Genomic DNA, 11,951 nt, shown 5'->3' with positions numbered 1-11,951 from the left:
TCCGCTAAACACGGGGGCTGCGCGGCGGACACGCCAACGTCACCGCAATGCCACGCCATTTTTGCAGAACTTGACGCACACAACTAGGGTAGGTCACCGGCGAGATCAGGTGCCCTGCAGCATAATTGAGGTATCTATGCCGGGTGTGCATTGTCGGCAGTCGCCGGAACAGACACTGAGGGCGCGCCGCAAAGCCTCCTCTCGTCAACGACATAGTCCCTGGCCTTCGGCCTGAATCGCCCAATGCCTTCGTATGGATCAAACAGCCGGACCGTCTGATCGTGTCGCTGCGTCACGACATTTATATTTGTATGGGTGAATACCATCCAAGCCATCAATGGAGTTACTGAAATGAAAATGACAGTCCTTGCTGTCGCCGTGCTTGTTATTACAGCAGGAAGCGCCACTGCCGGAAGCGACCACTATGGATCAAACGGATTCCAGCAGCCTGCGACTGCGCCTTACAACATGTATACATCCTCGATCAAAAAAATGAACAATGATATCGGGGTGCCGAAAACCGTACGCAAGCCGACTGTTCCCAACGATGAATATGGCCAGGGCATCTGGGGTCACTGATCCCGACCTACAGAAAATTGAAGGACCGGGGCGAGACCTCGGTCCTTCCGCCGTATCGGCGAGCCGACTTCTCTCTTGCGCGTCGATCCCTGCAATGCGACTTGCTGCTTACGTGGCTCAATTTGCGCCACGTCGACAAAACGTCTCGCCTCCGACCTATTTGGCGCGACTCGTGCGGCAGCTTCCCGGAAAATCGTCTTGAGGAAGACCGATTGCTCAGCCATTTATTCGGAAGTGTATTGGCGCGACGACATCGCAGTCGTGGCTCAGAGCACTGCCATCCCGCCGTCGACCCGCAGATTGATGCCCGTTACGAAACTACTCGCGTCCGAGGCAAGGAACAGGGCGGCTTTTGCCAACTCTTCCGGCTGCCCCATCCGGCCCAGGGGTATTGCCTCTGCCATCGCCTTTTCAAACAGCCCGCGCTGCTCAAACGGTATGCCCAGCTTATCGAGAATAGCCGTATCCACCGGACCTGGGCTGAGCACGTTGACCCGGATGCCGCGAGACTTCAGTTCGATCGCCCAAGCGCGCGCAAAGGCATTTATGGCCGCCTTCGAGCCCGCGTAAACAGCATGACCGTCCAGCACCTTCTCGCCTGGCCAGCGAACCTGTGAGGATGATTGCGCCGCCATTCCGCATGACCGGAATCAGTTTCTGGACGCCGAAGAAGACGCCTCGCGTATTGACGGCAAATTGCGCATCATATTCTGCCTCGGAGACGTCGGCCGAGTGCGTGATGGTGTTTATGCCGGCGTTCGCCATATAGATGTCGAGCGCCCCGAACCTCTGGCGGATCTGTTGCGCTACCTCGTCATGGTGCGACACGTCGGCCACATTTCCCTGAATGCCCAGCGCGCCTGCCCCGATCTGTGCGACCGCTTCCTCGACCGCCTGCCGCCGGCGGCCGGTAATGACGACTTGCGCGCCCTCGGCCGCAAAGATTTTTGCAGCCGATAGTCCGATGCCGCTGTTCCCGCCGGTGACCACCGCGATCTTGCCCGAGAGTACGCCCATTTCGTTCCTGCCTTCGAAAAATAGCGCCGGTGCTGCCGCGATAATCGCAACTGCTGGCCAAGAAAGTTTCACGCCGAATTGAGACCGCCAAAATGAGCGGCAATCGCAAACGGCTACCGATTGATAAACTCCCGGCGCTTAGCCAGTTTGACGTTTTGGAGGAGCGCTTTGGCCTTCAAGGCAGAACAAGCGCGCGGCGGCGACCCCCGACAGCGCGACATAGTGTCGAACGCCGGCGATCGCCTCCGCGCTGCACAGGCGAAGTTGCTCGAATGGCAGCCCTATCGCAGCATATGTTTCGCGCCTTTGCCAGCGCTCTAACTCGATGGCGCAGTGGTTCGGTTCCACAATCCGGGACATGAGCCGACAGAACCGGCATTCAGGCCACCGCTCGCCTATGCGAGCGCACAAGGTTTGACCTGGCGCGCCACCCGAAATGCGGTTAAGGGCGCGCGAAATATTGCCAAAGGTGGTCATCGTCGGCTCCAAGGATTGCGGAGAACATGCGGTCGTGACTGAGGGTGTGCTATCCTTTGATGAAGGCGAGCAGGTCAGCATTGACCTGATCTTGGTGCGTGGCCGTGATCCCGTGGGGCGCGCCGGGGTAATAGATATCCTTTGCGCCTTTGATCAATCGGGCCGACTTGACTGCCGAGTCCTTGACGGGGACGATCTGGTCGTCTTCGCCATGCAGGACGAGGGTTGGCACGTCGAACTTCTTGAGGTCCTCGGTAAAATCGGTCTCGGAGAACGCCTTGACGCTTTCGTACGCGTTCACGAGACCCGCCTGCATACTCCAGAGCCAGAACTGATCCAGAGTCCCCTGGGAAACCTTCGCGCCTGGCCTGTTCGCGCCATAAAACAACGGTGCGAGGTCCCGGTAGTACTGCGACCGATCCTTGACGAGGCCAGCCCTTATGCCGTCGAATACCTCGATCGGCAGGCCTTCCGGATTGGCCGGCGTCTTCACCATGATCGGCGGAACAGCGGCGATAAGAACAGCCTTGGCCACCCGCTTCGTCCCGTGCCGTCCGATATAGCGAGCAACCTCGCCTCCTCCGGTCGAATGGCCGACCAGCGTGGCGTTCCGGAGATCCAGCGCCTCAATCACGGCTGCAAGATCATCCGCATAGCCGTTCATGTCGTTGCCGGACGTGGCCTGGCTCGATCGGCCATGGCCGCGCCGGTCATGCGCAACGACGCGAAAGCCGTTATGGGCAAGAAAGAGCATCTGGCCGTCCCAGGCGTCGGAATTCAGCGGCCAGCCGTGCGAAAACGTGACGACAGGACCCTTGCCCCAATCCTTGTAGTAGATTTCGGTGCCATCCTTGGTCGTGATGGTGCTCATCGTCTTGGTTCCTTTGATTGAGGGGGAAGAGGGAAGGTTTTTTTTTCGGCTCGTTGCCGAAGCAGCGCGGGGCAGTCCGGCGGCTGCCGTAGAGATCAGGCCTGCCAACATGACATCGCGGCGAGATCCGCCGACGGAGAAAAGTCCGTCTTTGTTCATCATGTCCATCCATGTGCTTTGAACATCCTGCTCACCATCACGACCGTCGAGTCGGCCTGAGCGGTCGCGTTCGGGGAGGAGCGAGCGAGGAGCGGTAGAAACGCGACGGTCGTGATGGCTTGCGAGGAACAGGATGCACCGATCCGGGCCGCGAACCTACTCTACGGAGGCATCTGTCATACGATGCCAAAGTGCAGGGCAGGCACGCCGAAGATAGGGCCGGGCTAAGGCAAGCTCTTATAGACACACGTCAATTAGGCTTGGGTAGCGGCGCGGGGACCGACGCGGCATGGCCGGCGTCAGTTGCTGTTGCATGAAATGTTGCGAGTTTTTCGGTCAGGCTGGCGCTGCCAAAGAGCGCCGCTCAGTAGTAACCGATGTTTGGCGCGGGCCTTGCCGCGAAACACCAAACAGGACCACCGATGTACATCAGGATCACCCGCAGCAGCACGAGCGTATCAACAGGCAGGAAGGCCTGGGCGCGCTGAGAAAGCACCTGAAATGGCCCGGCGCGCCGGGCGATCCTATTGGATGGGGCATGGATCGGCTTGTGCCAAATTCTAGACCTCGCGCATCGGCGCGGGCAGCGTTTCCCACGCCCGGATCAGCTCACCGATGGAAGCGGCTTCCATCTTGCGCATGACATTGCCGCGGTGAAGCTTGACCGTCACTTCACTGATGCCGAGGTCGAAGGCGATCTGCTTGTTGAGGCGCCCGCGCGCCACTTCACGCAGGACCTCGCGCTCGCGCGGCGTCAGCGTCTCGACGCGCTCGATGTTGCGCTTGACGATCACGGCATCCGCCCGCCGCTTGGCATCCACCGCAATGCCGGCGATCACAGCGTCAAGCAGCGTCTGATCCCGCACCGGTTTGGTGAGAAAGTCCACGGCGCCGGCCTTCATCGCCTGGACAGTCATCGGGATGTCGCCATGCCCGGTCAGGAAGATGATGGGTTTGGGGTTGCCGTTTTTCGCAAGATGGTGCTGCAGATCGAGACCGCTCGTCCCTGGCATGCGCACGTCGAGGATCAAGCAGCCGGGGCTCTCCAACACGTCGGCGTCAAGCAATTCACGGGTTGAGGTAAAGCACACCGGCAGGAAACCCGCCGACAGGATCAATTCAGACAGCGCCTCCCGAACAGAGGCATCATCATCGACAATAATGACCAGCGGCTGCTCGGCTTCAGCCCTTCGCTGCTGTGATGACGGCGTCGATCTCGGTAAGGGCAATTGGTCAACTCTCATGTTTAGCCTCCGTTTCTGGGTTGCGCAAAGCGTCGCCGATCGCCGCAAGCAGTGCCTGGCCATCGAACGGCTTGCGGAAAAGCCTGCCAATGCCCTTGGCGCGGTGCTGATCCACTATCTCGTGGCGGCCGGTGATCAGGAACACAGGCAGATCCGGACGCGCCTTCTTGACCAAGTCGCGAAGTTCAAAGCCGTCCATGCCGGGCATCCCGATGTCGGTGATAAGCATGTCCAATCCAGACAGGCCGCTGACCAGCAACGACCCTGCCGACGAGAAGCTGCGGGCCACATAGCCGGCGGACTCCAGAAGGTCCTCCAGCGACTCGAGCAGTCTTGGGTCATCGTCGACAATCGCCACGACAGGCCTCCGCTTGCTCACCCTCAGTTCCCCCCTGCCCGGCGCGAGTGCGTGATCGGTATTCCCAATCGCTCGGCGATGCGAACGAGGTCGGCGAGCGACGCCGCGACCATCTTCTGCATGACGTTCCTTCTATGAATTTCCAGCGTAACTTCGCTGATCCCCAGTTCAGCGGCGGCCTGCTTGTTGAGCAGGCCGCTGACCACCAGCGGCAGCACCTCACGTTCGCGCGGCGTCAGCTCGAGATAACGTTGCTTCAACACGCCCAGCTCGGCGCGCTCCGATCGCTGTACCCGATCCTGGGCAATCGCCGCATGGATTGCGGCCATGAGGTCTGCATCGCTGAAGGGCTTAGTCAGGAAATCCACGGCGCCGTGCTTGATCGCACGCACCGAGGACGGGATATCGCCATGTCCCGTCAGGAAAACGATCGGCGGATGATCGCCCTCGGCAATCTGCCGCTGCAGATCGAGGCCGTTAATATCCGGCAACTCGATATCGAGGATGAGGCAGGCAGGGACGTCCGGCTTGTCAGCGCGGATATAATCGCCCGCCGATCCGAACGCTACGGCACACATGCCGTGTGCAGCCAGCAGCTCACTGAGCGCCTCCCGGATGCGTTCATCGTCATCTACGATGAAGACAATTTGGCCGTCCGTCGTCATGACGCCGCTTTCGCTTCAATCGGCAACGTGAAGATAAACGTCGCTCCACGTGGTTCGTTCTTCTCGACCCATAAACGCCCGCTGTGCGACTCGATGATCGAACGGCAGATCGCCAGTCCCATGCCCATCCCTTGCTCTTTCGTGGTAAAGAACGGTTCGAATATCCGGTCGGGAAACTCGACGCCCCGGCCGCGATCTCTGACTTCGGTCTGGACAACATCCCCGATATGGCGCACGCGGATGCTGATAACTCCGTCATCCGCACCAGAGTCCATCGCCTCCATGCCGTTGCGGATGAGATTGACCAGAACCTGCTGGATTTGGACGCGATCGAACGCGACTAGCGGACTGTCGCTTCCGACATCAACGCTGGTGCGAACGCCCCGCCGCATCGCTTCCTCGGCCACGAGGTCGCGTGCCTCTGCGATGACACTGCTGAGCGTCGCATTGGTCCTCGTCTCGGTGGATTGCTTGAACAGCGCGCGGATGCGGCTGACGACGTCCGCCGCCGAATTGGCGTCCCGGATTATGCGCTCGGCCGTAATCTTCGCGCGTTCGACGTTCGGAGGGGCGGCGGACAGCCAACGGTGGCATGCATGGGAATTGGCGACGATCGCGGCCAGCGGCTGATTCACCTCGTGCGCGATCGAAGCGGAAAGCTCGGCGAGACTTGCAGCCTGAGTGGCTTGCGCGAGTTTGTCGGAGGCTTGTCGCAGCGCTTCCTGGGCGCGCACCTCTTCGTCGATGTCGAGGGAAACCCCGTACCATTGCACAACCGCCCCGTCTTCATCACGCCGCGGCTCCACCCTGCACTCCGCCCAGCGATAGCCATCTGTTTCGCGCCAGCGAAACCGCATCGCGGAACCGCCGCCTGTTTCGAAACAGCTCAGCAACGTGCGCAGCACCTCGGGAGCATCTTCGGGATGAACCAGTTCTTGCAGCAATTCCTCGATGCGCGGCTCTCCGAGTGTTTCGAAATTGGCGATGACGGCGCGGAAATGGTCCTGGTATCGCTTGTTGAAATAGACCGGCCCGCCGGTCGGCACCGCGCTCCAAATGCGGACCGGCACAGCGTCGATCATCTGCTGAAGCTGCAATTCGCTCCGCCGCAGCGCCTCTTCGGCTTGCATCTGATCGTCTATGTCGTGACAGAGGCCGTACCACTGCGCGATCAGGCCAGCGTGATCGCGCATCGGCTCCGCCCGGCTCGACATCCAGTGATAGATGCCATCGGCGCGGCGCAAGCGATACCTCATGGAGAAGCGCTCACCGGTGGCGAGGCAGTGACTGAGCGTATCGCCGAATGCTGCTGCGTCGTCCGGATGGACGATGGCCGCTATCATCGCCGCCAGCCGGCTGATGCCCTGTTTGTCCAAATCCGTTACGTCAAGGCCGAGAAAGTCGACCATTCGCTTGTTGAAAAAGGTCGGCTCGCCGTCCGGCGTCAGGCGCCAAACGTGGCTCGGAACCATGTCGACAAGCTGCGAGAGCTCCCGCTCCCGGTCGCGCAATGCCTCCTGCGCACGCACCTCATCGTCGATGTCGATGCTGGCCGTGTACCATTGCACGATCGCGCCACTCTGGTTCCGCAGCGGCTCGGCGCGGCCCTCCCTCCAGCGGTACACGCCGTCCGCGCGACGCAGGCGATACCTTATGGGATAGGGTTCGCCGGTGGCGAGCGAGCGGCTGAGCCATTCTCTCATCCTGGGTCCATCGTCGGGATGGACGGCTGCCGCGACCACGGTCGCCAGGCGGCTCGTGCCCGGCTCGTCCCAGTCCGCGATGTCGTTGAGGCCGATATAGTCTGTCGTGCGCTTGCTGAAGAAGGTCGGTTCGCCGTTGGGCGCCATACGGGCGATGTGAGCGGGGATCATTTCGACCAGCAACGAGAGTTCTCGCTCCCGCTCCCGCAAGGTCTCCACGCTTTGGCGCAAAGTGAGCACCGCCGCCTGATGCTGCCTGGAAATGGCGGCCACGACGAGCGCCGAAAATGCAGAGATGGCCAGAAAAAGCTGCAGCATGATCTGGTTGTGCTTCTGGGACTCAGGATCGCCGGCAAATTGGCTGGCGCCGGATATCGTGAATACCGCCGTGATCAGAGCGAGGACGGTCAATGCTACGGCGGCGCCTCTGAACTCAAAACGCACCGCGGCCCAAAGAAGAGGCGGCATGATGATGTAGGCGAAGGGCAGATAGCCGCTCAAGGAAAGGGCGGCGATACCAAGAAAGATCAGCCCCAGGACGCAAGCTTCCATCCATCGCGCCGCCGAGAGCTGCGCTTTTCCGCGCCAGTTCTGGAACACGACCAGCGCCAGTGGCGCTACGATCAGGACTCCCGTCGCGTCTCCGATCCACCACAGCGGCCAAGCCGTCACAAAGGTTTGCGATTGTATGCCAAACCAAGCAAGCGCCGCACTTCCCACCGTCGCGCTTGCAACTGGCGCAATTCCAGCGGCCAGTACGACGAATGCGAGAACGTCCCGCAACGTTTCCAGCCGAACTGGGCGCTTGCAGGTCTGGTTCACAAGCCATGCGCCGGCCACCGCTTCAAGAGCGTTGCCGGCAAAGATCAGGAAGGCCGCGGGCAGCGGAGTGTGGAACCACAAGAAGTTGCTGAACAGTTCTGCCACACAGGCCCCCAGCACCCACCACGGCCAGCTATACCTGGAGGCGAAGACAAGCGTAGCGATGAAAAGCCCGCTCGGAGGCCAAATGGAAATCCCTGTTCCAGGTATGATTGCGAGCGACTGGGCGAAGCCGCAGCCCAGGACATAGGCCGTAATAAAAAGCCCCAGATGCAGGAATTGGGGACGGTGCGACCAGACGCGCGACAACCTTCCAAGATCGCTGATCATGTTGCCGCGAATCAGGCCCGGTTCATTCGTCGCGAAAGGTCGGCCACTTCCCGGTCCGGATCGGTTCAAGTCATGCGCTAACGCGAGCGTTGCGCTGGAATCGGTCTCGCCAAGTGAGTTGGGCGCTATCGTCATCGGGTGCCCCTAACGGACAAACAAACTCTGGAGATTGTCGGCGCTTCGTGTAGCACTTGCTCTTGATAGCTGGACTGGGCTGACGGACTCACGTCGCCACCCTAATCCCGCCACGCCCCAACCGCACCTCATGGAAATCCATGCATTGCACGGGGCGGCGGCGCCCCTTCACCGAGAGCCGAAAAACCAAGCGCTAACTGAGCGCCGCCAGTTATTGCGCAGCTTTCGCTTCAACCGGGAGGGTGAAGATGAATATCGCCCCACGCGGCACGCTATTCTCCGCCCAAAGGCGTCCGCCGTGAGACTCGATGATCGAACGGGAGATCGCGAGCCCCATGCCCATTCCGTTCCCTTTCGTTGTAAAGAACGGCTCGAATATCTTGTTGGGACGTTCGATACCCGGGCCTCGGTCGCTGACCTCGGTCTGGATCGTGTCCTCTATCCGGCGCACGCGCATTCCGAGAACCTTGTCGCCCGCCGTGGTGTCCATCGCCTCCATGCCGTTGCGAATGAGGTTGACCAGGACCTGCTGGATCTGGACGCGATCGAACGCAACCAGCGGAAGGTCGCTTTCGACGTCGATGTCCATGCGAACGCGACGCCGCATGGCTTCCTCGGCCATAAGGTCACGTGCTTCGGCAACGACGCTGGGGATCGGCGTGCTGGTTCTCATTTCAAGCGAAGGTCTGAACAAGGCACGGATGCGGCTGACGACATCCGCCGCCGAGTTGGCATCGCGGATGATACGCTCGGCCGTGATCTTCGCGCGCTCGACGTTCGGGGGCTCGGCGGACAGCCAACGGTGGCATGCGTTGGAATTGGCGACGATGGCGGCCAGCGGCTGGTTCACCTCATGAGCGATGGATGCGGAGAGTTCGGCAAGGCTCGCCGCCTGGCTCGCACGCGCAAGTCTCTCTTGTGCCAGCCGAAGCTCCTCTTGTGTCCGCACCTCATTTTCGATGTCGAGGCAGATAACGTTCCACTGCACTATGGCGCCTTCAGCGTTGCGCATCGGCGCGGCGCGCGTCTCGACCCAGCGATATTCACCATCGAAGCGCCGCAGACGGTGCCGTCGCGCATACGGCTCGCCTGTGGACAGACAATCGGCATATCTCTCTTTGACACCTGTCAGGTCGTCGGGATGAACACCGGCGTCGAGTGTGCCAGCCAGCCGGGACTTTCCCGCTTCGTCCAATTCCTCAAGATTGTATCCGAGGAATTCGCGGAGCTGCTGGCTGCGATATATCGGTTCGCCATCCGGCGCGGCGCAATCGATCATTGCCGGCAGCGTTTCAACGAGCTGCCAGAGAGCCCGTTCTCTCTCGCGCAGCGCCTCTTCGACGCGCAGCTGATCGTCGATGTCGTGCGTAAGGCCGTACCATTGGACGATGCGTCCACCCTGGTCCCGCAGCGGCTCCGCTCGGCCCTCCATCCAACGATAAACGCCATCGGCACGGCGCAGGCGATACTTCATGAAGAAGCGCTCGCCGGTGGCAAAGCAGCTGTCGAGTGCTTCCTTCAGGCTGGCTGCATCGTCGGGATGGACGACGGTGGCAATGAAGGCCGTCAGCAGGCTCGTGTCCGGCTTTTCCGCGTCCGCTATGTCCAGGCCGAGAAAATCTATCAGGCGCTTGTTGAAAAAGGTCGGCTCACCGTTGGGAGATAGCCGCCAGAGGTAGCTCGGAACCATGTTGACGAGTTGCGAGAGCTCTCGTTCCCGGTCGTGCAACGCGGCTTGCGTGGTCACCAGGTCATGGATGTCGACGCTCACGCCGTACCATTGGAGAATGCTGCCATCTTCGTCGCGCAGCGGCTCGGCGCGAGTCTCGGTCCAGCGATAGCCGCCGTCGGCCCGCCTCTGGCGATATCTCTGAACGTAAGGCACGCCGGTTGCGAATGAATGGCGGATCGCCTGCCGTGCGGTGTCGATATCGTCTGGATGGATCAAGCTCAGCGACGGCGAGCCGTCCGGGGCGGTGATGTCGTGGAGCGTGGCCCCGGTTACATCGGTGAACCGTTTGTTGACGTAGGAAGGCATCCCTTCCCGTGTCGTACTCCAGATCAAAGCGGGCACGGTGTCGATCAGCTGCTGAAGGCGCCGCTCACTTTTGCGCAACGCCGCCTGCGCGCGCACCTCATCGTCGATGTCGAGAGAAACCCCGTACCACTGCACGACCGTTCCGTCGTCATCGCGTCGCGGCTCGACCCTGCACTCAGCCCAGCGATAGGTGCCGTCTTTTTCGCGCCAGCGAAACCGCATCGCGGAGCCGCCGCCAGTTTCGAAACACCTCAGCAACGTGCGCTGCACCTCGGGCGCATCTTCGGGATGAATCACCTCGTGCAGCAACGTTTCGATTCCCGGCTCGCCGAGCGCGTCAAAGTTCGCGATAACGGAGCGGAAATGGTCCTGGTATCGCTTGTTGAAGTAGACCGGCCCGCCGGTCGGCATCACACTCCAGATGCGGACCGGCACGGCGTCGATCATGTGCTGAAGTTGCTGCTCGCTCTGCCGCAACGCCGCTTCGGCGTGCATCTGATCGTCTATGTCGTGACAGAGGCCGTACCACTGGACGATGCCGCCAGCGCCATCGCGCATCGGCTCCGCCCGGCTCGACATCCAGCGATAGACGCCATCGGCACGGCGCAGGCGATAGCGCATGGCGAAGCTCGCACCGGTAGCGAAGCAACCACGAAGTGCATCGCCGAATGCTGCCGCGTCGTCCGGATGAACGGCGGCCTGTATCATCACCGCCAGCCGGCTCATGCCCGGTCGGTCCAGATCCGCTACATCGAGGCCGAGAAAGTCGACCATGCGCCCATTGAAGAAGATCGGCTCGCCGTCTGGATCGAGCCGCCAGATGTGACTCGGGACCATGTCCACGAGCTGCGAAAGTTCCCGCTCCCGGTCACGCAATGCTGACTCGGCCCGTTTCTGGTCCTCAATGTCTATTGTCGTGCCGTACCATTGAACGATGCGCCCCTGACTATCGCGAAATGGTCGTCCTGAGCTTCGAAACCAGCGATAGACGCCATCGGCGCGCCGCAGGCGATGCTCGGTATCATAGGGATCGCCGGTTTCGAGGCAATGCCGCCATCTGGCGGCTACGGGATCATAATCGTCGGGATGGACGGCTCGACGCCAGCCGAAATCATCGTCGTCTTCGGAAGTGTTGAGATCCTCATGCATGTTGCCGAGGAACGCCAGCGTGTTTGGGCTGACATAGGTGAATCTTCCGGCGGCATCGGCTGCCCACGCGTGGCCGGGCATGCTCTCGATGATTTGCAGCGCTAGCGTTGCTTCGGGCTCGATTTCGTCAAGTGAGTTGGACGCTGCTGTCATTGGCTTCTCCTGTCGGACAAAAAAGCCTTGGGACGGTCAGCGCTTGATATAGCACTTGTTTTCAATATCTGGACAGGCGAACTCACCGCCTAAATCTAGTTCCGCCATGCCTCGGCTGCATCTCATGGAAATCCATGCATTGCGCGGAGTTATCGCGCTGCGGGGGCCCTAACGATGGCCTCGCGCGAGGAGCGACGCGGATCGATGCATCAACACCTACCACTGGGAATACGAGCCGGACAGGTAAGACG

7 protein-coding genes and 1 pseudogene are annotated in these 11,951 nt (G+C 60.9%); 1 reads left to right on the top strand and 7 read right to left on the bottom strand.

Features of this window, described 5'->3' with window-relative positions:
- Positions 1-351: 351 nt before the first annotated feature.
- The gene (locus NKH99_RS30415) at positions 352-579 is read left to right on the top strand and encodes a DUF680 domain-containing protein (RefSeq protein ID WP_353017515.1); all 228 of its coding nucleotides are present in this window, start codon (positions 352-354) and stop codon (positions 577-579) included.
- Between the two features lie 266 nt (positions 580-845).
- On the opposite strand, the pseudogene NKH99_RS30410 reads toward NKH99_RS30415, so the two are convergent.
- From NKH99_RS30410 to NKH99_RS30380, 7 genes and pseudogenes are all read right to left on the bottom strand, one after another.
- Positions 846-1,596 (bottom strand): annotated as a pseudogene (locus tag NKH99_RS30410) (glucose 1-dehydrogenase).
- A 526-nt stretch (positions 1,597-2,122) separates the two neighbouring features.
- Entirely contained in the window at positions 2,123-3,103 is a 981-nt protein-coding gene (locus tag NKH99_RS30405; RefSeq protein ID WP_502900125.1) for an alpha/beta fold hydrolase, read from the bottom strand.
- Between the two features lie 560 nt (positions 3,104-3,663).
- A complete protein-coding gene (locus NKH99_RS30400; RefSeq protein ID WP_031211078.1) occupies positions 3,664-4,347 on the bottom strand; it encodes a response regulator transcription factor in 684 nt (227 codons plus the stop codon).
- A complete protein-coding gene (locus NKH99_RS30395; RefSeq protein ID WP_352470617.1) occupies positions 4,337-4,726 on the bottom strand; it encodes a response regulator in 390 nt (129 codons plus the stop codon). Before NKH99_RS30395 ends, NKH99_RS30400 begins: the two co-directional genes overlap by 11 nt.
- 2 nt (positions 4,727-4,728) lie before the next feature.
- Complete coding sequence (locus NKH99_RS30390) at positions 4,729-5,370, bottom strand: response regulator transcription factor (protein WP_352470618.1); 642 nt, start codon at positions 5,368-5,370, stop codon at positions 4,729-4,731.
- Complete coding sequence (locus NKH99_RS30385) at positions 5,367-8,225, bottom strand: sensor histidine kinase (RefSeq protein WP_502900124.1); 2,859 nt, start codon at positions 8,223-8,225, stop codon at positions 5,367-5,369. The genes NKH99_RS30390 and NKH99_RS30385 overlap by 4 nt, the downstream gene beginning before the upstream one ends.
- A 346-nt stretch (positions 8,226-8,571) precedes the next feature.
- On the bottom strand, positions 8,572-11,700 hold the full coding sequence (locus NKH99_RS30380; RefSeq protein ID WP_353017511.1) for a PAS domain-containing protein: 3,129 nt from the start codon (positions 11,698-11,700) through the stop codon (positions 8,572-8,574).
- Between the last annotated feature and the right edge of the window lie 251 nt (positions 11,701-11,951).

The sequence above is a fragment of the Mesorhizobium sp. M0854 genome (assembly GCF_040319815.1).
Lineage (GTDB): Bacteria > Pseudomonadota > Alphaproteobacteria > Rhizobiales > Rhizobiaceae > Mesorhizobium.
The sequence above is the reverse complement of the archived record's forward strand: the minus strand, read 5'-3'. Positions and strand labels throughout refer to the sequence as shown.

Coding starts and splice junctions, on each gene's coding strand:
- NKH99_RS30415 (WP_353017515.1), top strand. CDS start 352: ATGAAAATGACAGTCCTTGCTGTCGCCGTGCTTGTTATTACAGCAGGA.
- NKH99_RS30405 (WP_502900125.1), bottom strand. CDS start 3,103: ATGAACAAAGACGGACTTTTCTCCGTCGGCGGATCTCGCCGCGATGTC.
- NKH99_RS30400 (WP_031211078.1), bottom strand. CDS start 4,347: ATGAGAGTTGACCAATTGCCCTTACCGAGATCGACGCCGTCATCACAG.
- NKH99_RS30390 (WP_352470618.1), bottom strand. CDS start 5,370: ATGACGACGGACGGCCAAATTGTCTTCATCGTAGATGACGATGAACGC.
- NKH99_RS30385 (WP_502900124.1), bottom strand. CDS start 8,225: ATGATCAGCGATCTTGGAAGGTTGTCGCGCGTCTGGTCGCACCGTCCC.
- NKH99_RS30380 (WP_353017511.1), bottom strand. CDS start 11,700: ATGACAGCAGCGTCCAACTCACTTGACGAAATCGAGCCCGAAGCAACG.